Below are 22223 nucleotides of genomic sequence, written 5' to 3'. Positions count from 1 at the left end.
GATCTTAGGGTGGGGAGGATTTTTTTTCGTAGGAAGGGAACGATATGGCAAAATGCCAACGCACTGAAAGTTAGACGCTGCTCGAAGTCTACACAGAGCGGTGCCGCGTTTTTGTGCCGCACCAATGTTATACTTCGAGCAATGTATGACTTGTCACCGTCAACAGGCTCGCAGTAAACCTGCGGTAATCTCAATTTCGAGAGGAGAAATATGAATAAACTTTCAAAGCTCGCGTTCATTGCAGCTACCGCAGTTATGGCTGCATCCGCTTCGGCACAGTCGGTGCCGGCGTCGCGTCAAGCCGTCAATGACAACTGGGTGAACGGCACGGGCGAATGGGTGTGGATGAACGGTACGAACGAGCTCTGCTGGCGCGATGCGTTCTGGACGCCGGCCACCGCCAATGCGAAGTGCGATGGCGCACTGGTCGCTACAGCACCGCAACCGCCGGTCGCTCCGGTCGCTCCGGTCATCTCGAGCCAGAAGATCACGTATCAAGCTGACGCTCTGTTCGACTTCGACAAGGCAACGCTCAAGCCGCTGGGCAAGCAAAAGCTGGACGAACTGGCTGCGAAGATCGAAGGCATGAACACGGAAGTGGTCGTCGCAACGGGCTACACGGACCGCATCGGTTCGGACAAGTACAACGACCGTCTGTCGCTGCGCCGTGCGCAAGCCGTGAAGTCGTACCTGGTCAGCAAGGGTGTGCCGGCCAACAAGATCTACACGGAAGGCAAGGGCAAGCGCAACCCGGTTACGACTGGCTGCAACCAGAAGAACCGCAAGCAACTCATCGCCTGCCTCGCACCGGATCGCCGCGTGGAAGTCGAAGTGGTTGGTACGCAAGAAGTCCAGAAGACGACCGTTCCGGCAAACTAAGCCGCGGTTTTCGACTGCTTCAAAGCCCCGCTCCGGCGGGGCTTTTTCTTTGATGCCCGTCCAGGCGCTCGCCGCTTCGCCGCTCGTCCGCTTCTTATATACTCGGGGCTGACGAACCGCAGCACCGCCCTCCTCCCGTAGCCCGTTTGCCGACATGACCAACGCCGATCCGCACGAACTTCAGAAATTCAGCGACCTCGCCCATCGGTGGTGGGATCCGAATGCCGAATTCAAGCCGCTGCACGACCTGAACCCGGTCCGGCTCGGCTGGATCGATGCCCACGCGCACCTCGCCGGCAAGCGCGCGCTCGACATCGGCTGCGGCGGCGGCATCCTGTCCGAATCGATGGCCGGAATCGGTGCACAGGTGAAAGGCATCGACCTGTCGACCGAGGCACTCGGCGTCGCCGACCTGCACAGCCTCGAAAGCGGCATCTCGGTCGATTACGAGGCCATCGCCGCCGAGGCGATCGCCGCGCGCGAACCGGGCACCTACGATGTCGTCACGTGCATGGAAATGCTCGAGCACGTGCCGTCGCCCGGCGATGTCGTCGCCGCGTGTGCAACACTCGTGAAGCCGGGCGGCTGGGTGTTCTTCTCGACGCTGAACCGCAACCTGAAGGCTTACCTGTTCGCCGTGATCGGCGCGGAGTACATCGCGCAAATGCTGCCGAAGGGCACGCACGACTACGCGCGCTTCATCCGCCCGTCGGAACTGGCCGGCTTCGTGCGGGCAACGGATCTGCACATCGTGGAGATCAAGGGCATAACGTATCACCCGATCGGCAAGCGCTTCGCGCTGTCGAACGACACCGACATCAACTACCTCGTCGCGTGCCGTCGTGGCGCGTGACCTTCCAACCGGCATGACGACTCCCCTCTCGACCGCTCGGGCTGCACTCGACGAACCGCGCCTGCTGCACTGCGATGCCGTGCTGTTCGATCTGGACGGCACGCTCGCCGACACGGCCCCCGATCTCGCGGCTGCCGTCAACAAGATGCAACGCGTGCGCGACCTGCCCGAAACACCGCTTGACGTGCTGCGGCCGCTGGCCTCGGCCGGCGCGCGTGGCCTGCTCGGCGGCGCGTTCGGCATCGATCCGGCCACGCCCGGTTATGAAGCGATGCGCGACGAGTTCCTGGCCAACTACGCGACGGATCTGTGCGTGCATACAACGCTGTTCCCCGGCATTGGCGACGTGCTCGACGAACTCGACACGCGCGGCGTGCGCTGGGGCATCGTCACGAACAAGGCAATGCGGCTCACGGCGCCGCTCGTCGACCTGCTCGGCCTCGCGCCGCGCGCCGCCTGCGTCGTCGGGGGCGACACGACACCGCATCCGAAGCCGCACCCGGCCCCGCTGCTGCATGCGGCCGACCAGTTGACGCTCGCGCCTGCGCGCATCGTCTACGTCGGCGACGATCTGCGCGATATTCAAGCCGGCAGCGCCGCCGGCATGGCGACGGTCGCGGCTGCGTACGGCTATTGCGGCGACGGCGCCGCGCCGGCCGACTGGCAAGCGCAGCATCTCGTCGACACAACGCAGCAACTGCGCGAACTGCTGCGCGATGTTGGGCTATAATGATTGATCTTATCCGCGGGGGCGACCTGGTTTCGACAGGGGTTGTGAAGCGGCTAGGGCATGTCGAGGACCCGTCACCTCGTTAATCAATGGGAAAATCGTAACTGCAAACGACGATACGTTCGCACTGGCAGCCTAAGGGCCGCCGTCCTCTGCCTAGTTCACTGACGGGCTAGTGTCGCAAGACCGGTAGCAATACCGCCAGAGGTCATTTACGTCAGTTAAGCCCTGTCGGCGTCGCGACGCCAGGGTCGAAAACCTAGCGAATCGCCGTAGTGCAGCGTGTTCGTCCGCGTCGCTGCGGTTAAATCAAATGACTGAACTAAACATGTAGAACTAGTCGTAGAGCGCTTCTGGACGCGGGTTCGATTCCCGCCGCCTCCACCATATTCCGCGCTCGCCGCACGAACCCCGCATGACGCAAGTCTGCGGGGTTTTTTGTTGCCGGCGGAACGCATGCGCCCCTCTCCTTCCGAAAAAGCGCCCAGCCACGGATGGGACCGACGGAATGCCGCCGGACTTCCGGCGACAGGAGGTGGCGGATGTCCTGCCCCGCCCACGCAATCGTCGATCGCACCAGGCAGTGGCCCGCCCGGGCACTGCAGTGCCGGGCGCGACGCGTCGTCGCACCCGGCATTCACGCACACCGGGCGATGCGCGGTTTAGCTGCCGCGATAGAGCGACTTCATTTCCTCAGCGGTGGCCGGACGCACGCCCATTGCGCGCGAACCCGATGCCGATACGCCCTGCGCCTGTGCACCGTAACCGCTGGCGTCGGCGCCTTGCGCCAGCGCGCTGCGCTGTTGCTCTGCAACACGCGCCGTTGCAGCCTGGATCGCTTCCGGATAATGCGGATCTTCACCGCGAGCGGAGTTGTAACCTGCCTGCTGCAGTTGGACCAGTTCGGCACGAACCTGCGCGCGGGTGATCGTCGAGCCCGACTGAGCAAACGACACGACCGGGGCAACGAGAGCGGCAGCAATGACAACGGCTTGAACGAGCGACTTCATGATGACCTACCTCCAGATTTGTCTGTGTTCGCGGTGAACACCTTGTTCATCGCCGACAACCCGAAGTTTATGTAGGCAGATGCTTAAGAATAAGGCAGGTTTCTGGAAGACATCCTTCCTGATTTAAGGGTTAACCCTAAATCTAAATCACCTGTCAGGTCGGCGATGTGCATGCGCGGGCATCGCCCGGCGTCAAATCGCATGAAGATTCGACGGAAAGCAAAAGCCCCGCGAAGCGGCAACGCTTCGCGGGGCTCGGACAGAATCGGGATCGCACGGGATTCCGGCAGTAGCCAGTGAGCCAGGCCGATGCGCGGGCAGGCGCAATGCACGCCAGTCGAACTGGTGCCGCACGACTATCGTGCGGACGCGCCCGCCAGCCGCGTTACTGAGTATCCATCGGACACTTCAGGTTGCAGCCGTTCGGATCGCCCATGTCGCCCTTGCGGCGCAAGGCCGACTTCTTGCCGCTCTGGTATTTCTGCGACGGCGTTGACGCCGCGAACGGCATCTGCGGATGCTCGTTCAGGCGAAACTGTTCGCTCAGGATACCGCCGGGCACACCGGGGGAATTCTGCGCGAGCGCAAACGGCGAAACAGCGATCAGCAGCCCCGCGGTCAACGCTGCCGCGGCGAGGGGAACGGAAAATTTCATGGCGGGATGACGCTTGAACGGCGTGCTTGTTGGAACGTTGGTCAAGCGGCAAGCGTAGCGCAAATCCCTCGCTGCTGCACCGAGGCGCGATCGCGCCCGCGTTACCGGGAATTGCCCGCCGGCACGCTCGCGCCGTCGCCGCCGGCCAGCCCCGTCGCGATGCTCGTCAGCGTTCCGCACGCGGCCGGATCGTAGCCGTCGAGATGCGCGACGCGCTCGACGAAGCGCGCGTCGCGCAGCAGCGCCAGTACGCCGGCAAGCGGCCGCGCGTCGAGTCGCGCGCGTTCGCATGCGAAGTAATAGTCTTCGTCGACGACCGGGATGAAATCGAGCCCGAAATGGTGGGCGGCCGGCTCGACGCCGAAGCCGAGATCGGCCATTCCGCTGGCGACGAACGCCGCGATCGCTGAATGCGTGAGCTCGGCCGACGCGTAGCCGTCGATGCGCTCGGGATCGATGCCGATCGCGCGCAGCGCAAGATCCAGCAGCATGCGCGTGCCCGACCCCGGCTGGCGGTTGACGAAGCGGATGTCATTGCGCGCGAGATCCGCGAGCCCGCGAACCTGCTTCGGGTTGCCGCGCGCCACGAACAGCCCCTGCTGGCGCCGTGTCAGGTGGATCAGCACGTGGCGCGTATCGTCGAGCCACGGCCGGTAGATCTGTGCGCACTGCGCGCGAAACGCGCCGCTCGGCAGATGGAAGCCGGCCAGGTCGCACTCGCCGCGGGCCAGCGCCTGCACGGCCTCGACGCTCTCTCGATACTTGATGTCGACAGCCGCCTGCGCATCGACGAGCGCGGATACGAGCGTCGCGACCGCGTAGCCGTGCGACGCGTGGATGCGCACGGCGCCGTCGCGCTGAGCAAGCCGCCGGTTCAGGTCACTCGCCACTTCGGCCGCCAGCGTGCGCAGGTTCCCGTCGAGCCGGCTGCGCGCGAGGCGCTGCGCATCGACGACCGCCTGCCCGAGCGCCGACAGCGTCGAGCCCTTGCCACGCGCGGTTTCGATCAGTTCCCCGCCGATGCACGCCTCCAGCGCGCGCAGCATGCCCCACGCGTGCCGGTAGGACAGGCCTTTCGCTTGCGCGGCCTTCGCAATGCTGCCCGTGTCGGCCACGAGTTCGAGCAACGGCGCGACATCCGACAGGCTGGCCGCACGACCCTCCGTGTCGCGTACGGTCAGATACGCGTCGCATTCGATTCGAATCAATTATGCACTCCGATTTCCTATTGCGACCGCCAAATCTTCCGCTTATCGTTGATCAAAATCAATCAGAACGAAGTCGCGATGCGCACTATATGAATATCGAGCGCATATGAGACTTTGGAGGAGCACAGCTGATGTCCCCGAATTCCCAAGCGCCCGACGCGCTCGTCGAGCGCCATGCACGCGCCGGCCGGTCGCTCGTGGCGATCCTGCACGCGATCCAGGACGACACGGGTTACGTACCGCCAGGCTGCGTCGCGCCGCTCGCCCGCGCACTCAACCTGTCGCGTGCGGAAGTGCACGGCGTCCTGACTTACTACCACCACTTCCGCACCGCGCCGCCCGCGCGCGTGACGATCCAGATGTGCCGCGCCGAAGCGTGCCGCAGCATGGGCTGCGAAGCGCTGGCCGCGCATGCGGAAGCCCGTACGGGTTGCCGGTTCGACGCGGCGCACGGCAATGCCGCCGATGCGCATGCACCGGGTGACGTCGCGCTCGAATCGGTCTATTGCCTCGGACTGTGTGCGCAGTCGCCGTCGCTGACGGTCAACGGCGTGCTGCATGCCAAGGTCACGCCGGAGAAATTCGACGCGCTGCTTGCCGACGCGGTCGCCCATACCCCGGAGGCCGCATGACGACCCGCATCTACGTCCCGCGCGATTCGTCCGCGCTGGCACTCGGCGCCGACGCGCTCGCCGCTGCCATTACAGCGGAAGCCGAACGCCGCGGCGTCGCCGTCGAACTGGTCCGCAACGGTTCGCGCGGGCTGCTGTGGCTCGAGCCGCTCGTCGAGGTCGGCACGGCCGCCGGCCGTGTCGGCTATGCGAACCTGTCGGCCGCCGACGTGCCGGCCCTGTTCGACGCAAACTGGCTCGAAGGCGGCACGCATCCGAGCGGCGTCGGCCTCGTCGACGCACTGCCCTATCTCGCGCGCCAGCAACGCCTCACGTTCGCACGCATCGGCCTGACCGACCCGCTGTCGATCGACGACTACCTGCAATACCAAGGCCTCGCCGGCCTGAAAAACGCGCTCGCGCTCGACGGCGACGCGGCGTGCGAAACGCTGATCGAATCAGGGCTGCGCGGCCGTGGTGGTGCAGCGTTCCCGGCCGGTATCAAGTGGCGCACGGTCCGGCAAGCAAGCGCCGCGCAGAAATACATCGTCTGCAATGCAGACGAAGGCGATTCGGGCACCTTCTCCGACCGCTTGATCATGGAATGCGATCCGTATTGCCTGATCGAAGGAATGATCATCGCGGGTATCGCGACCGGCGCGACGGTCGGCTACATCTACGTGCGCAGCGAATACCCGCACGCGATCGCCACGCTCGAAGCCGCGATCGTCCGCGCACGCGAAGCCGGCTGGCTCGGCGAGCACGTGCTCGGCTCCGCGCATGCGTTCGAGCTGCACGTCGCGAAAGGCGCGGGCTCGTACGTGTGCGGCGAGGAAACGGCGCTGCTCGAATCGCTCGAAGGCAAGCGCGGCGTCGTCCGTGCGAAACCGCCGCTGCCCGCGCTCGCCGGCCTGTACGGGCAGCCGACCGTCATCAACAACGTGATCACGCTCGCAACGGCGCCCGTGATCTTCGCGCGCGGCGCCGCGTTCTATCGCGACTACGGGATGGGCCGCTCGCGCGGCACGCTGCCGTTTCAGCTCGCAGGCAACATCCGCTACGGCGGCCTCGTCGAGCTCGCGTTCGGCGTCACGCTGCGCGAGCTGCTGTTCGACTTCGGCGGCGGCACGGCCAGCGGCCGGCCCGCACGCGCCGCGCAGGTGGGCGGCCCGCTCGGCACCTACCTGCCCGACCATCAGTGGGACGTGCCGCTCGACTACGAAGCGTATACGGCGATCGGCGCGGTGGTCGGCCACGGCGGCATCGTGCTCCACGACGACACATCGAACCTCGCCGAGCTGGCCGAATACGCGATGAAGTTCTGCGCGATCGAATCGTGCGGCAAGTGCACGCCGTGCCGAATCGGTTCGACGCGCGGCGTCGAGACGATCGCGCGCATCCGTCACGGCGACACGTCGGAGCGGCAGGTCACGCTGCTGCGCGACCTGTGCGACACCATGCTGGCCGGTTCGCTGTGCGCAATGGGCGGCATGACACCCTACCCGGTGCTGTCCGCGCTCGACCATTTCCCCGAAGATTTCGGGCTCGCTGCCGGCAAGAATGCCGCGTCGGGTCCGGTCAAGGCTGCGGCCTGACCCAGAAGGAGCCCTGCATGTCCCTCGACACGAACAACGTCCGCCAAGGCGGCTGCGGCTCGGGCCAATGCGCGTGCAAGAGCGCCGCACAGGCGCGCACCCGCGACCCGTTCGAAGATACCGACTACGGCACGCCCCAGCGGCATGCCGATACCGACGTCACGCTCGAAATCGACGGCCAGGCGGTCACGGTGCCGGCCGGCACGTCGGTGATGCGTGCGGCGATCGAAGCCGGCGTCAACGTCCCGAAGCTCTGCGCGACCGATTCGCTCGAACCGTTCGGCTCGTGCCGGCTGTGCCTCGTCGAGATCGAAGGCCGGCGCGGCTATCCGGCGTCGTGCACGACACCTGCCGAAGCGGGCATGAAGGTGCGCACGCAGTCGGACCGGCTGCAGTCGCTGCGTCGCAACGTGATGGAGCTGTACATCTCCGACCATCCGCTCGATTGCCTCACCTGCCCCGCCAACGGTGACTGCGAGCTGCAGGACATGGCAGGCGTCGTCGGGCTGCGCGAAGTGCGTTACGGCTTCGACGGCGCGAATCATCTGCGCGACAAAAAGGACGAATCGAATCCGTACTTCACGTACGCCCCGTCGAAGTGCATCGTCTGCAACCGCTGTGTACGCGCCTGCGAGGAAACGCAGGGCACGTTCGCGCTGACGATCGCCGCACGCGGCTTCGAATCGCGCGTCGCCGCAGGCGAAAGCGAATCGTTCATGGCGTCGGAATGCGTGTCGTGCGGCGCATGCGTCGCCGCCTGCCCGACCGCCACGCTGCAGGAAAAATCCGTCGTGCAGCTCGGGCAGGCCGAACACTCGGTCGTCACGACCTGCGCATACTGCGGCGTCGGCTGCTCGTTCAAGGCAGAGATGAAGGGCACGCAGGTCGTGCGCATGACGCCGCACAAGAACGGCCTCGCGAACGAGGGCCACGCGTGCGTGAAGGGACGCTTCGCGTGGGGCTATGCCACGCACAAGGACCGCATCACGAAGCCGATGATCCGTGAGAAGATCACCGACCCGTGGCGCGAAGTCAGCTGGGACGAAGCCCTCGCCTACGCGGCGACGCAATTCCGCAAGCTGCAGCAGAAGTACGGCCGCGACTCGATCGGCGGCATCACGTCGTCGCGCTGCACGAACGAGGAAACCTACCTCGTGCAGAAGCTGGTGCGCGCCGCGTTCGGCAACAACAACGTCGACACCTGCGCACGCGTGTGCCACTCGCCGACAGGCTATGGCCTCAAGACGACACTCGGGGAATCCGCCGGCACGCAGACGTTCGCATCGGTCGGCCAGGCCGACGTGATCGTCGTGATGGGCGCGAACCCGACCGACGGCCACCCGGTGTTCGGCTCGCGGCTGAAGCGGCGCGTGCGTGAAGGCGCAAAGCTGATCGTGATCGACCCGCGCCGCATCGATGTCGTCGACGGCCCGCACGTGAAGGCCACCTACCACCTGCAACTGCGCCCCGGCACCAACGTCGCAATCGTCAATGCGCTCGCGCACGTGATCGTCACCGAAGGGCTCGTCGCCGACGCGTTCGTCGCCGAGCGCTGCGAGACGCGCGCGTTCGAGCAATGGCGCGACTTCGTCTCGCGTGCCGACAACTCGCCCGAGGCGACCGCCGACGTGACGGGCGTGCCCGCCGAGTTGGTACGCGAAGCCGCGCGCCTCTATGCGACGGGCGGTAATGCCGCGATCTACTACGGGCTGGGCGTGACCGAGCACGCGCAGGGCTCGACGACGGTGATGGGCATTGCCAACCTCGCGATGGCGACCGGCAACATCGGCCGCGAAGGCGTCGGCGTCAATCCGCTGCGCGGCCAGAACAACGTGCAGGGCTCGTGCGACATGGGCTCGTTCCCGCACGAGTTGCCCGGCTACCGGCACATCAGCGACGAGGTCGTGCGTACGCAGTTCGAGGCAGCGTGGTCGGCGAAGCTGCAACCGGAACCGGGGCTGCGCATCCCGAACATGTTCGATGCAGCGCTCGACGGCAGCTTCAAGGGGCTTTACTGCCAGGGCGAGGACATCGTCCAGTCGGACCCGAATACGCAGCACGTCGCGGCCGCGCTGTCGGCAATGGAATGCATCGTCGTGCAGGACATCTTCCTGAACGAGACCGCGAAATACGCGCACGTGCTGCTGCCCGGCTCGTCGTTCCTCGAAAAGGACGGCACGTTCACGAATGCGGAGCGCCGCATCTCGCGCGTGCGCAAGGTGATGCCGCCGCTCGCGGGCTACGCGGACTGGGAAGTCACGCTGATGCTGTCGCGCGCGCTCGGCTACGAGATGGACTATGCGCATCCATCGGAAATCATGGACGAGATCGCACGGCTCACGCCGACCTTCTCGGGTGTGTCGTATGCGAAGCTCGACACGCTCGGCAGTATTCAGTGGCCGTGCAACGAGCACGCGCCGGAAGGCACGCCGACGATGCATATCGACGCATTCGTGCGCGGCAAGGGCAAGTTCGTGATCACGCAGTTCATTGCATCGCCGGAGAAGGTCACGCAACGCTATCCGCTGATCCTGACGACGGGCCGCATCCTGTCGCAGTACAACGTCGGCGCGCAGACCCGCCGCACCGAGAACGTGCAGTGGCACGAAGAGGATCGCCTCGAGATTCATCCGCACGACGCCCAGGATCGCGGCATCCGCAGCGGCGACTGGGTGGGCATCGAATCGCGGGCGGGGCAGACGGTGCTGCGCGCGCTCGTGACCGAACGCATGCAGCCGGGTGTCGTGTACACGACGTTCCACTTCCCCGAATCGGGCGCGAACGTGATCACGACGGACAGCTCGGACTGGGCGACGAACTGCCCCGAGTACAAGGTGACGGCCGTGCAGGTGCTGCCCGTCGCGCAGCCGTCCGACTGGCAGCAAGCGTATGCGCGCTTCAACGCTGAGCAGCTCGACCTGCTCGAGCGCCGCGCAGCCGCGACCGCCAGCGTGACGGCAGGCAAGTGAGGAAGCGATGGACATCGGACACCTGATCGACATGGCCAACCAGATCGGCGCATTCTTCGAATCGATGCCCGACCGCGACGAAGCGCTGGCCGGGATCGCCGACCATATCCGGCGCTTCTGGGAGCCGCGGATGCGCCGCGCGCTTCTCGCGGCGCTCGACGATCCGTCGTGCGAAGCCGCGCAGCGCGCGGCGCCAATCGTGCGCGACGCGATCGCCGCGCATCGCGCGTCACTCGTGCCCGCCGCGGCGAGCGCCTGACCGCACCGTTACGCGGACCGCGACATGCCCGCGAACCAGCTTTCGCAGTGGCGCAGCAGCGCGTTCGCGTCGGTCGCCGTGCGCCCGCGCGCGGCGACGTAGCCATCCGGCCGCAGCAGGTAAAACGACGGCCGCGAGCGGCCGTATTCCTGCGCAAGCCCGGCGTCGCCGCCTTCGGCATCGGTGACGCGCCAGACGCGCACCGCATCCGGCATGATGCGTTCGAGCCCCTGCACGAGTGCCTGTGCATCGGCCGGCATCGGCGGCACCGCGCCGGTGTCGGCATTGACCGGCTCTTCCAGCAGCAGCAACGTGAAGCTCGCCGGATCGTGCAGGTCGTATAGCCGCGCCGTTCCGGGCGCCTGACCGAGCGGCCCGTCGAGCACACGCACGTGCGCGTCGGGTGCCCGCTCGCCTGCACGCGGCCCGCCGTCGAGCACACGCTCCAGCGTGAGCGGACTCTTCCTGTACTGCACGCCGAGCTCGCTGACCGTGCGTCGCACCGCGTCGCGCATCGGCCCGAACGACGCCAGCAGCGGCACGACATGATCGCGCAGCAATTTCATCGCGCCGCGCTCGGCTTCGACGATCTGCGTGACGAAACCGGTCTGCCGCAACACGTCGCGCTCGATCGGATGACGCTCTGCGTGATACGTGTCGAGCAGCCGCTCCGGCGTGCCCGCGCCGAGCACGCGCGCGAGCTTCCAGCCGAGATTGAATGCTTCCTGGATGCCGGTGTTCATGCCCTGCGCGCCCGCCGGGCTGTGGACGTGCGCGGCGTCGCCCGCGAAGAACACGCGGCCGTCGCGCAGCCGGTCGATCATCCGGCTATGCAGGTGAAAATAGGACGACCACGCGAGATCGCTCGGCGCGATCGATGCACCGGCACGAGCACGCACGATCGCGTCGCATTCCGCCAGCGACGGAGTCGGCGCATCGGGTGACGCTTCGCTGCCGGGCGGCCGGTCGGCCACGAGCCGGTAACGGCCGCCTCCCATGGGAAACAGGCCCGCGATGCCTTCGGGCGTCGTGAACAGGTGGATCTCTTCGTCCGGCCAGTCGGGTATCGCCGCGAAATCGGCAAGCAGGAAAGTCTGCTCGAACGCATGCCCGGTGAAGCCCAGGCCGAGCAGATGCCTGACCGTGCTGTGTGCGCCGTCGGCCGCGATCAGGTACGACGGGGCGAACGATTCGTCGCGACCGTCGGCGCAGCGGATCGACACGTCGAGCGACGCGCCGCCCGCATCGCACGCGGTCAGCGTCGCGCCGCGCTCGACCGTCACGCCGAGCCGGGCCAGGTGCTCGGCGAGCAGGCGCTCGGTGACGGTCTGGTCGAGAAACAGCAGGTACGGATAGCGCGTTTGCAGCGGATCGAAATCGAGCCGCGCGATCACGCGGCCGTTGGCATGCAGCGCGGCCGCATGCGCACGATGGCCGAGCGCGAGAAACGGTTCGACCGCGCGATGCTGCTCCAGCAGTTCGAGCGTGCGCGGCTGGATGCCGATCGCACGCGAGTGCGGCGCGGGCGCAGCAAGCCGATCGATGACGCGCACCGGCACGCGGGCCCGCGCGAGGCTCATCGCCGCGGCAAGGCCGGTCGGCCCCGCGCCGACGATCAGCACGGGCGGGATATCGGGCAGTGTGTCAGCCATGAGAACCTCGATGACACGCGACCCTGCAAGTCTACGCCGCTCCGCGTGACGGGGCCATATGCCGAACGGCCGATGCGCGGCGGCGCCGCGCGGTGTGGGAAAATACGCGCTTTCCGTCAGTTATCGCGTTATGGATTCCGCATTCGACCGGGCGTATGCCGCACACCGCGCGGGCCGCCTCGCCGAGGCCGAGCACGGCTATCGCAACGCGCTCGCCTCCAACCCCGCCGACGCCGACGCGCTGCACCTGTTCGGCGTGCTGCGGCACCAGCAGGGCCAGCACGCCGAGGCAGCCGATCTCGTCGGCCGCGCCGTCGCGCTGCGGCCGAACGATGCCGCGCTGCAGCTCAATCTCGGCAACACGCTGAAGGCACTCGGCCGGCTCGACGAAGCGGTCGACCGCTTTCGCAACGCGCTGACGCTCGCGCCCGAATTTCCGCTTGCGCACTACAACCTCGGCAACGCGTATGCGGCGCTGCAGCGCCACGACGATGCGATCGATGCATTTGGCCGCGCGCTCCGGCTGACGCCCGACGATGCATCGATCCACAACAATCTCGGCAACGCGCTGAACGCGCTCGGCCGCCACGACGACGCGCTCGCCGCGTTCCATCGTGCGCTCGAGCTGCGGCCCGGGCATGCGGGGGCACACAACAACCTCGCGATGGCGCTGAACGCGATGGGCCGCGCCGACGAAGCGATCGCGCACTTCCAGGCAGCGATTGCCGCGCAGCCGCGTTTCGTCGCCGCCCATTTCAATCTCGGCAACACGTTCGATGCGGTCGGCCGGCATGCCGAGGCGGCGGCCGCGTTCGAAGCCGCGCTCGCGCTGCATCCGCCGTTTCCGCTCGCGCTGTTCGGGCTCGCGAACGCACTGAGCGCGCAGGCACGCCACCGCGATGCGCTGCCCTACTACGAGCGCGCCGTCGGGCTCGATCCGTCATTCAGCCTGGCGTGGCTGAACCTCGGCAACGCACACCACGCGCTCGGTGCGCACGAGATGGCGCTGCGCGCATTCGACCAGGCGCTGCGCGTCGCGCCCGATCTCACGCTGGCACGGCTGCACCGCGCGGTCACGCTGCTGACGCTCGGCGACTTCGCGCGCGGCCTGCCCGCCTATGAAGCGCGCCACGACACGCCGGGCGCGACGCCGCTGGGCACACTGCCGCGCTGGCAAGGCGAGCCGATCGCATCGCGCACGCTGCTGGTCCGCGCGGAACAGGGCTTCGGCGATACGCTGCAGTTCGTCCGCTTCGTGCCGCTTGCCCGCGCACGCTGCGCGCGCGTCGTGCTCGAAGTCCAGCCGGAACTCGTTACGCTGCTGGCGCCGGCCGCGTCGCGCTGGCGCGTGACGCTCGTCGCTCAGGGCGCCGCGAAACCGCCTGCCGCGGATGTCGCGTGCACGCTGATGAGCCTGCCGTTCCTGCTCGGGCTTCAGACGAAGGAGGACATCGTCGCAGGCTCGCGCTACCTCGATGCGCCCGACGGCGCCGGCCGGCGCTTTCGTGGCTCGCTCGGCGGCCAGTCGAAGCGCAAGTTCGGCCTCGCGTGGTCGGGGCGCCGGCAGACGCAGGAAAACCGCTCGATGCCGTTCGACGCGCTCGCACCGCTGCTCGCGCTGCCCGACATCGACTGGATCGTGCTGCAGCCCGCACTCGACGACGACGAACGCGCGCGCGTCGACGCGCATCCGCGCGTGCACCGGCTCGACGGCCGGCTGAACGACTTTGCCGACACGGCCGCGCTGATCGAGCGGCTCGATGGCGTCGTCACGATCGATACGGCGGTCGCGCACCTCGCCGGCGCGCTCGGCAAGCCGCTGTGGGTGATGCTGCCGTTCGCGCCCGACTGGCGCTGGTTCACCGGCGACGACTGCCCGTGGTATCCGCAGGCCAGGCTCGCCCGCCAGCCCGCGCCGGGGCAATGGCTCGACGTCACGGCGGCCATCGCCGGCATGCTGCGCGAAGCCTGAGCGCAGACGAAAAAAAGGGAGCGCGCCGCGCTCCCTTTCTCATTGCAAAGCGTGCGGCCGGCGCCGCGCGTTAGCCCGGTGCCGGTCAGGCCGCCTTGTACTGGTTGCGCGCCTCGGACGTGCGATACAGCACGAGTGTCGCAATCAGGCCGCAAATCGCGGCAACGCTGAGCCACAGCCCCGGCGCCGCCTTGTTCCCGGTCTGATGAATCAGCAGCGTCGAGATCGCGGGCGTGAAGCCGCCGATCGTCGTCGCCAGGCTGTATGCGAGCGAGAAACCGGCCGTACGCACGTCGGCCGGCATGACCTCGGTCAGCGCGACGACCATCGCCCCGTTATACGACGCATAAAGGAATGACAGCCACAGCTCGACCGCGAGCAACCGCAGGAACGACGGATCGCCGACGAGCCACAGCACGGCCGGGTAAGCCGTCAACAGCGTCAGTACCGTGAACGCGATCAGCACCGGGCGGCGACCGATGCGGTCGGACAACGCACCGGACAGCGGCAGCCACACAAGATTGGAAATCCCGACGCAGACGGTCACGACGAGCGCGTCGAGCGACGACAGGTGCAGCACTTCCTTGCCGAACGTCGGTGTATAGGCGGTGATCATGTAGAACGACACCGTCGTCATGATCACCATCCCCATCCCCGCCACCACGACGCCCCAGTTGTCGAGCATCGAGCGCATGATCTCGCCCATCGTCGGACGATGACGCTTCGCGAGGAACTCGTCGGTCTCCTTCAGCGAACGCCGGATCAGGAACAGGAACGGCACGATCAGGCAGCCGATCAGGAACGGAATGCGCCAGCCCCACGCGGTCATCTCCTCGGCCGGCAGCACGCGGTTCAGCAGCACGCCGACGAACGCGGCGAACACGACGGCCACTTGCTGGCTGCCCGACTGCCACGACGTATAGAACCCCTTGTGCCCCTTCGTCGCGATCTCCGACAGGTAGACCGACACGCCGCCGAGCTCGACGCCCGCCGAAAAGCCCTGCAGCAGCCGGCCGAGCAGCACGAGCGCCGGCGCGAGCACGCCGATCGTCGCGTAGCCGGGTATCGCGGCCACCGTGAGCGTGCCGAGCGCCATCAGCCCGAGCGTCAGGATCAGCCCCTTGCGACGGCCGTGATGGTCGATGTACGCGCCGAGCACGATCGCGCCGACCGGCCGCATCAGGAAGCCCGCGCCGAACACCGACAGCGACAGCATCAACGACGCGAACGCGTTGCCGCTCGGGAAGTAGGTTTTCGCGATGGCCGACGCGTAATACCCGTAGACCATGAAATCGTACATTTCCAGGAAGTTGCCGCTGACGACCCGGAATACGGTGCGGAATTTCGATTCCTGCGCGACGGCGTGTGAAGCTGTGGTCATGTTTTTCTCGCTCAGCTCGGATGGCGCGAATCCGCGCCGTATGGATCCGACGACGCACGCGGCGCCGGGCCGGCGCGCACGGGCATCGCTGCCCACCAGCGGTGCACCGCGCAACGACGCACGCACCGGTATGGTTCGTGCATCATGCCACGCCAACCCGACATTTGCCTTGTGTCTCCCCTGCCGTTGCCGTCGCGGCGCTCTCCTCGTACGAGTCGTCCCGAAACGGATGCAAAAATCAGATTGATCTGATCGACTGGCCTTCGCCGGCTGACCACAATGTCTTGATTTGCAACGACGGTTCCGCGCCGCACCGGCACGGTTGCCCGTGTCACATAGCGCACCGCCCTCATGACCCCATCGTCCCTCGTCCCCGTGACAGGTGCACTCGCCTGCCCTCGCGTCGCGCCACTCGATCACGTGCCGTCGTTCGCCCACGACTGGATCTTTCGCGGCGCACCCGGTGCGCGGCCCGGCAGGCACTGCCTCGCGACACTGGCGACGTCCTGCATCGACGTGAACCGGCCGCACCGCACATGCCACTGGCAGCCGCTGCCCATCTCGGGGTCTGCACCAGTTCGTGCGGGATCGCCGGTTGCACTGCCTGCCGCCGCGGGCCAGTGTTCCCGCCGTACCGCCAGCGGCATTCGCGACCGGCGTGCGAAGTACGCAATCTGCTGGAGTATCGGCGCGCTCGGCATCATCGGCTGGCTGATTGCCGCGCATGAACCCATTGCGGGGTTCGGGCCGGCATACGCGATTCACACGGCCGGTGGCGTACCGGATCACGCTATGTCGTCCGGTACCCTGCGGGTCGCTGCGGTTCAGCAGCATACGTCGACGAGCGCGCCACCTCAGCGCAAGATGGCCGCGCCTGTCGCGACAACGGCCGAATCACCGCCGGCCACGCGCCACGTTACGCGTCGTCCCGCATCGCCTCGTCCGAAGGCAACATCCAGCGCGCCGCCGACAGCCACTTCCGCGCCGCCTCGTCCGAGCGGCAAGCGCATGGCGGCGGCGCCGGTCCGAACACCGACCGTGTCGCGGCTGGCCACGCGTCAGCCGAGCCGGAGCAGCACGGTCGACGTCCGCACACGCGATCGGCTCGCCGCATCGCCACGTGCAACTGGCGATACGCTCGACACGCTCGACGATCCGCTCACACTGATCGCAATGGCAAGCGCGTGGCGCGCCCAGCCTGCCCGCGCCACGCACGCGCCCGCCACCGGTTTCGACTGGACGGCGCAACTGTCCCACCGCCGCCTGACCGATACTCCGGGCGCGTTCGCGCGCTGACGGCCGCGCCATAAAAAAACCCGGCGAAGCTCGCTTCGCCGGGTTTTGCTCGTCTCTCTCCGTCCGACGAATCGCTACTTCTGCGCGGGCAGCCCCGTCTCGGTCTGCTTCTCGAGCTGTCGCACCTGCTCCTGGAGATCGCGCAGTTGCATCTGCGCGGCCCGTTTCTCGACCTGCAGCGCCTGCGCCTGCTCCTGCGCCGACCGCTGCCGCTGCGCGACTTCAGCCTGCTGGCTGCGCGCAACGCTCAGGTCGGCCTGCAACTGCTGCGCACGATTCGCCTGCAGCGCAATCACGCGCTCGAGAAACGCCTTCTGTGCCTCGAGCTCGGTACGGCGGATCTCGATATCGGCAAGTTGTACGGTCTGCTGAACGAAGTTCGCATACACCATCTCCGCGCGATTCTTTTCCTGCGACCGGATCACGCGCCACAGGTGCTTGTCCTGGAACAACGCGACGTAGTACGTCATCTCGCGCGAATCGAACATCAGGCTCGCACCGTAGCTGCCGTTGTACGTCGTGCGCATCTCGACGATCCGTCCGTCGTGCAGCATCTGCGTCAGCTCGGCGACGTTGCCTTGCGCAGACGCATCCGCCGCAGCCGCATTGGATGCCGCCGCGTCGCCGCGCAGGCTCGTGACAGCCGGACGCGTGCCGGCGGCGGGTGCGGTCACGTCGGCGGACCAGGCGGCGCCTGCTTGCGTGCAGGCAACCAGCGCAACGATCCACGTGGCGCATCGTGCAGGGGAAAAATTTCGGAAAGCCAACGTCAGACTCCGGCGAACGAATCGGAACTCGCGATTATCGTTCAAAACGAAACGGCCGCATCTCGAATTTATCGGGATGCGGCCGGCCTTCGTACCACGCGAAGCATGCAGCTTGCTACAGGCGGGTTTCGCGCGCCGCGCGCAGGAACGCATCGAGTAGCGGCGTGCAGTCGAGCAGCTCCGAGCCGCCGGCCCGATGGAACTCGGGGTGCCACTGCACGCCGACGACGAACGGCGAACGCCGATGACGAATGCCTTCGATGATCCCGTCGCCCGCCGACACGGCCTCGATGTTCAAGTCGCGGCCGAGATCGCGGATCGCCTGATGGTGAATCGAGTTGACGATCGCTTCGCTGCGCCCGGGGAACATGCTCGCGAGCGTCGACGAATCCGGGAAGCGGATTGCGTGACGATGCTGGTCGTAATGCTCGCTCACGTGCGCATTCGCGGTCGGCACATCGGTGGCGATGTCCTGGTACAGCGAGCCGCCGAACGCGACGTTGATCAGCTGGCAGCCACGGCACACGCCGAGGACGGGTTTGCCGGATTCGACGAACTCGTGCAGCAGCTCGAGCTCGTACATGTCGCGCACGCGATCACCCGGCCATTCCGGGCGGGCGTCCGACGCCGCGTAGGTTTGCGGCGATACGTCGGCGCCACCCTGCAGCAACAGGCCGTCGAGATGCTTCGCGTAGTCGCGCAGGCGGATGTTGCTCGGGTGAATCATGCCCTGGTGGCCGACGGTCGGAATCATGAACACGAGCACGTCACGCGACATCACCCAGTGCGCGATCGATTCCTCGAGATACTGAAGCGTCTTGCCCCGCAGCCCCTTCGCACCCGGTTCCGGATGGAAGATCCGCGCCGACACGCCGATGCGCAGCGTGCGCTGCGTGATGCGCTGGCCGGCACGGTCGAACAGGCGGCGGGCGCGCGCGGCCACGATCCGGCCGAACACCGACCACGGCGTGTCGCTCTGCTTCAGGTAGGCCGGCGGTGCATGCTGCGCGCTCGCGGGCGGTGGGCGCGGCGTGTCGAAATCGGGCTGCGCGCCGAATCCGGGTGGCGGCGTTCCGGCCTTCGACGGCGCGGCCGCAGCAGCGCCATCGACGGCAGCGCCTGTCGCACCGGACGCAGCCGTAACCGGTGACGCGCCGTCAGCAGCGACGTTCTGCGCGGCGGCCTGGGCTGCCGGCGCATCGGGCGCTTTCGCCGGATCGGGACGGGGAGAATCGGAAGAAACGGAGGAGGTGCCGGGCAGACCGGCCGGGGAAGGCGTGTTTTCGCTCATGACGATGGTCTGGTACGTCGCTCACGCGTATGGATAGACGAGGATTCATTATGCTTCAGCGCACGATCGAGCGGCAAACCGGCAACATCCTGTCGATATTGTTGCAAGTCGGCGACAAACTGCGTCGCTGGGCGTCCCCGCCCGCGCGCCGGCAACGCGGGTGCATCACGGCCGGTACTGGACACCAGTGATATATCACAATAATATCCAGACATCGTCCACGCTTCCCGATTGCCTGCGCCATGATCGTGCGCCGTCCGCACCCCGCATGAATGCCCTGACCGACGTCACCCGCAAGCGCCCAGCCGCACCGTCGGGCAGCCTCGCCGACCGGGCGTACGCGCTGATCCAGCGCGACATCATCACGATGCGCCTGAAGCCCGGCGCCGCCCTCAACGAAGCCGACCTCGTCGCCCGCACCAGCATCGGCCGCACGCCGGTACATCAGGCCGTGCATCGGCTCGTGCTCGAAGGGCTGCTGTCCGTGATGCCCCGCAAGGGACTGATGGTGCAGCCGCTGTCGCTCGACGACATCGTCGCGGTGATCGACGTGAGGCGCATCAACGAAGCACACTGCGCGGACCTCGCCGCGCGCCATGCAACCCCCGACGATCTCGCGCGCCTGGCCGCGCTGCTCGACGCTGGGCAGGCGTGCGTCGACACGCACGACGTCGAAGGCATGATGGAACTCGACCGCGCGTTTCACCAGGCGATCGCCACGGCCGCGCGCAATACGGTCCTCGCCGACATCCTGCGCGCACTGCACGAGCGCTCGCTGCGCTTCTGGTTCGTCACGCTGTCCGAACCTCACCATCTCGCCGACGTCCAGCACGAACATCGCGAACTGTTCGACCGGCTATCCGCGCGTGACGCCGCCGGCGCGCGCGCGGCCGTCGAAAGCCATATCGATTCGTTCCGCTCCACGCTTCTTCAACATCTTCGCCCCTGAGCCGCCCATGACCACTTTCACGCCCTTCCCCCCGCTCGCCCAGCTCGCCGCCGACCTCGCCGCCGGCCGGACCACGAGCCGCGCGCTCGTCGATACCGCGCTCGACCGGATCACCGATCCGTCGGGCCAGGGCGCGGTCGTCTTCACCGAAGTCGATGCCGACAACGCGCGCGCGGCCGCCGACGCGCACGACCGGCTGCGCGCCGCGGGCACCGTGCTGTCGCCGCTCGCGGGCGTTCCCGTGTCGGTCAAGGACCTGTTCGACGTCGCGGGCCAGGTGACGCGCGCGGGTTCGCGCGTGCTCGACGGCGCGCCGGCCGCCCGCACGGACGCAGTCGCCGTCGCACGACTCAAGCGCGCGGGCGCGGTGCTGGTCGGCCGCACCAACATGAGCGAGTTCGCATTCTCCGGGCTCGGGCTGAATCCGCACTTCGGCCATCCGCGCTCGCCGTACCACCGCGACGTGCCGGGCGACGCACGGATTTCCGGCGGCTCGTCGTCCGGCGCGGCCGCGTCCGTCGCCGACGGGATGGCCGCCATCGCGCTCGGCACCGACACCGGCGGCTCGATTCGCATTCCGGCCGCGCTGTGCGGGCTGACGGGCTTCAAGCCGACCGCGAGCCGGATCCCGACGCAAGGCGGCGTGCCGCTGTCGACGACGCTCGACTCGTTCGGCCCGATCGGCCTGACGGTCGCCTGCTGCGCGCTCGTCGACCGGATACTCGCGGGCCTCGAACCGCACGTGCCGGCCGCCCGGCCGCTCGAAGGCGTGCGGCTCGGCGTGCTGACGAACTACGTGACGGACGGCGTCGATGCCGACGTCGTGGCGGCGCTCGACGCCGCGCTCAAGCATCTCGAAGCCGCCGGCGCGATCGTCACGGAAGTACGCTTTCCCGCGCTCGACCGGCTGCCGGACATCAACCGCTTCGGCTTCTCGCCGATCGAAGCCTACGCGTGGCATCGCCCGCTGCTCGCCAAGCACCGCGACCAGTACGACCCGCGCGTGCTCACGCGGATCCTGAAGGGCGAACCCGCGACCGCGGCCGACTATCTCGACTTGCTCGCCGCGCGCGCGGCGATGCTCGACGAAGCGGCCCGCACGGTCTGGTCGCGCTTCGATGCACTCGTCGCGCCGACGGTGCCGGTCGTGCCGCCGCGCATCGCCGAACTCGAAGCGGACGACGCCGCGTTCACGCGCACCAACGCACTGATCCTGCGCAACCCGAGCGCGTTCAACTTCCTCGATGCGTGCGCGCTGTCGCTGCCCTGCCATCCGCGCGACGCGGCGCCGGTCGGGCTGATGCTCGCGGCCGCACCGCATCGCGACGACGCGCTGCTCTCGATCGGCCAGGCGGTCGAGGCCGTGCTGAACACGATCCGCTGACCGCAGCCAACCAACCGCCGGCAGACAGGACGCGCGGTGCAGCAGGTTGCCGCACGCACGCTGTCAGTTTCGTGCCAGACCGTTCGCGCTAAAATCGCGCGATTGTTTTCCGGACCGACCCACGAGGAACCCCGCCGACATGAACAACTACACGCTCGCTCTCCGCCGCGAACGCCGCCTGCTGATGCTGCTCGGATGGGTGTGCATCGCCCTGCTGGCCGGTGCGCTCTACCTGCAGTACGTGAAGAACGAAGATCCGTGCCCGCTGTGCATCATCCAGCGCTACTTCTTCTGCGCGATCGGGATCTTCGCGTTCCTGGCCGCCGGGATCCGCAACTGGCGCGGCGTCTGGGTGCTCGAGCTGCTGATCGCAATCGCGGCGGCCGGCGGCGTCGGCACGGCCGCCCGGCACCTGTCGATCCAGATGAATCCGGGCTTCAGCTGCGGCTTCGACACGCTGCAGCCGATCGTCGACAGCCTGCCGCCCGCGCATTGGTTCCCCGGCATGTTCAAGGTCGCCGGGCTGTGCGAGACCGTCTACCCGCCGATCTTCGGCGTCCTGCTGCCCGGCTGGGCGCTGATCGGCTTCGCCGCGATCCTGATCGCGGTCGTCACGAGCCTCTGGCGCCATCGCCGCAAGCTCGCGGGCTGACCGGCCGGTTTCGACCGGCCTGCACGCGGCCCGCTCGCCTGCTCGCCCGGGCCGCATCTGGGCCATCAAGCGTAAACACCTACTCCGCCACCGCCCGGATCTCCGGGCGA

At 67.4% G+C, this 22223-nt stretch carries 19 protein-coding genes and 1 other RNA gene; 13 read left to right on the top strand and 7 right to left on the bottom strand.

The genetic code is table 11. The features are described from left to right. Positions 1-210: 210 nt before the first annotated feature. From ompA to ssrA, 4 genes are all read left to right on the top strand, one after another. Positions 211-879, top strand: coding sequence for an outer membrane protein OmpA (gene ompA, locus HWX36_RS08290; protein ID WP_175951661.1), 669 nt, complete (start codon positions 211-213; stop codon positions 877-879). Between the two features lie 154 nt (positions 880-1033). Beyond that, a complete protein-coding gene (gene ubiG, locus HWX36_RS08285) occupies positions 1034-1732 on the top strand; it encodes a bifunctional 2-polyprenyl-6-hydroxyphenol methylase/3-demethylubiquinol 3-O-methyltransferase UbiG (protein WP_175951660.1) in 699 nt (232 codons plus the stop codon). A gap of 13 nt (positions 1733-1745) precedes the next feature. Then, positions 1746-2462: a phosphoglycolate phosphatase gene (gph, locus tag HWX36_RS08280; RefSeq protein ID WP_175951659.1), complete on the top strand. Its 717-nt coding sequence runs from the start codon at positions 1746-1748 to the stop codon at positions 2460-2462. Between the two features lie 17 nt (positions 2463-2479). After that, positions 2480-2849: a transfer-messenger RNA gene (gene ssrA, locus HWX36_RS08275) on the top strand. A gap of 275 nt (positions 2850-3124) precedes the next feature. Here ssrA and HWX36_RS08270 read toward each other — a convergent pair. The 3 genes from HWX36_RS08270 to HWX36_RS08260 form a co-directional block, all read right to left on the bottom strand. Further along, a complete protein-coding gene (locus HWX36_RS08270; RefSeq protein ID WP_175951658.1) occupies positions 3125-3472 on the bottom strand; it encodes a DUF4148 domain-containing protein in 348 nt (115 codons plus the stop codon). Between the two features lie 385 nt (positions 3473-3857). Next, positions 3858-4127, bottom strand: a complete 270-nt coding sequence (locus HWX36_RS08265) for a hypothetical protein (RefSeq protein WP_175951829.1) — start codon at positions 4125-4127, stop codon at positions 3858-3860. 101 nt (positions 4128-4228) lie between these two features. After that, positions 4229-5335: a substrate-binding domain-containing protein gene (locus tag HWX36_RS08260; protein WP_175951657.1), complete on the bottom strand. Its 1107-nt coding sequence runs from the start codon at positions 5333-5335 to the stop codon at positions 4229-4231. Positions 5336-5466: 131 nt separating this feature from the next. On the opposite strand from HWX36_RS08260, the gene HWX36_RS08255 reads away from it, so the two are divergent. The 4 genes from HWX36_RS08255 to HWX36_RS08240 are packed head-to-tail and all read left to right on the top strand — an operon-like array spanning position 5467 to position 10769. Further along, on the top strand, positions 5467-5967 hold the full coding sequence (locus tag HWX36_RS08255; protein WP_175951656.1) for an NAD(P)H-dependent oxidoreductase subunit E: 501 nt from the start codon (positions 5467-5469) through the stop codon (positions 5965-5967). Then, a complete protein-coding gene (locus HWX36_RS08250) occupies positions 5964-7541 on the top strand; it encodes a formate dehydrogenase beta subunit (protein ID WP_175951655.1) in 1578 nt (525 codons plus the stop codon). The genes HWX36_RS08255 and HWX36_RS08250 overlap by 4 nt, the downstream gene beginning before the upstream one ends. Before the next feature lie 17 nt (positions 7542-7558). Continuing rightward, positions 7559-10510 (top strand): formate dehydrogenase subunit alpha, encoded by a 2952-nt coding sequence (gene fdhF / locus HWX36_RS08245; RefSeq protein ID WP_175951654.1) that lies wholly within the window; start codon positions 7559-7561, stop codon positions 10508-10510. Between the two features lie 7 nt (positions 10511-10517). Further along, on the top strand, positions 10518-10769 hold the full coding sequence (locus HWX36_RS08240) for a formate dehydrogenase subunit delta (protein WP_175951653.1): 252 nt from the start codon (positions 10518-10520) through the stop codon (positions 10767-10769). Between the two features lie 8 nt (positions 10770-10777). Here HWX36_RS08240 and HWX36_RS08235 read toward each other — a convergent pair whose 3' ends face one another. Next, on the bottom strand, positions 10778-12421 hold the full coding sequence (locus HWX36_RS08235) for an FAD-dependent monooxygenase (RefSeq protein ID WP_175951652.1): 1644 nt from the start codon (positions 12419-12421) through the stop codon (positions 10778-10780). Positions 12422-12479: 58 nt separating this feature from the next. Here HWX36_RS08235 and HWX36_RS08230 point away from each other — a divergent pair, with 58 nt between their 5' ends. After that, positions 12480-14393, top strand: a complete 1914-nt coding sequence (locus HWX36_RS08230; protein ID WP_175951651.1) for a tetratricopeptide repeat protein — start codon at positions 12480-12482, stop codon at positions 14391-14393. A gap of 85 nt (positions 14394-14478) precedes the next feature. On the opposite strand, the gene HWX36_RS08225 is transcribed toward HWX36_RS08230, so the two are convergent. Beyond that, positions 14479-15774: an MFS transporter gene (locus HWX36_RS08225; RefSeq protein ID WP_175951650.1), complete on the bottom strand. Its 1296-nt coding sequence runs from the start codon at positions 15772-15774 to the stop codon at positions 14479-14481. 1038 nt (positions 15775-16812) lie between these two features. Here HWX36_RS08225 and HWX36_RS37050 point away from each other — a divergent pair. Beyond that, positions 16813-17070, top strand: coding sequence for a hypothetical protein (locus HWX36_RS37050; RefSeq protein ID WP_244136339.1), 258 nt, complete (start codon positions 16813-16815; stop codon positions 17068-17070). 74 nt (positions 17071-17144) lie between these two features. Here HWX36_RS37050 and HWX36_RS08215 read toward each other — a convergent pair whose 3' ends face one another. Together HWX36_RS08215 and HWX36_RS08210 are read right to left on the bottom strand one after the other, a co-directional pair. Beyond that, positions 17145-17837 (bottom strand): DUF2968 domain-containing protein, encoded by a 693-nt coding sequence (locus HWX36_RS08215; RefSeq protein ID WP_175951648.1) that lies wholly within the window; start codon positions 17835-17837, stop codon positions 17145-17147. A gap of 115 nt (positions 17838-17952) precedes the next feature. Next, the gene (locus HWX36_RS08210) at positions 17953-19128 is read right to left on the bottom strand and encodes a type 1 glutamine amidotransferase (RefSeq protein WP_175951647.1); all 1176 of its coding nucleotides are present in this window, start codon (positions 19126-19128) and stop codon (positions 17953-17955) included. Between the two features lie 268 nt (positions 19129-19396). On the opposite strand from HWX36_RS08210, the gene HWX36_RS08205 reads away from it, so the two are divergent. From HWX36_RS08205 to HWX36_RS08195, 3 genes are all read left to right on the top strand, one after another. Further along, positions 19397-20077: a GntR family transcriptional regulator gene (locus tag HWX36_RS08205; protein WP_175951646.1), complete on the top strand. Its 681-nt coding sequence runs from the start codon at positions 19397-19399 to the stop codon at positions 20075-20077. A gap of 7 nt (positions 20078-20084) precedes the next feature. Continuing rightward, positions 20085-21461 (top strand): amidase, encoded by a 1377-nt coding sequence (locus HWX36_RS08200; protein WP_175951645.1) that lies wholly within the window; start codon positions 20085-20087, stop codon positions 21459-21461. Between the two features lie 139 nt (positions 21462-21600). Beyond that, positions 21601-22113 (top strand): disulfide bond formation protein B, encoded by a 513-nt coding sequence (locus HWX36_RS08195; protein ID WP_175951644.1) that lies wholly within the window; start codon positions 21601-21603, stop codon positions 22111-22113. Positions 22114-22223: the final 110 nt, after the last annotated feature.

Origin of the sequence: Burkholderia sp. BCC0405 (genome assembly GCF_902833075.1) — a bacterium.
In the GTDB taxonomy this organism is placed as follows: domain Bacteria; phylum Pseudomonadota; class Gammaproteobacteria; order Burkholderiales; family Burkholderiaceae; genus Burkholderia.
This window is presented reverse-complemented; position numbering and strand designations above follow the sequence as displayed.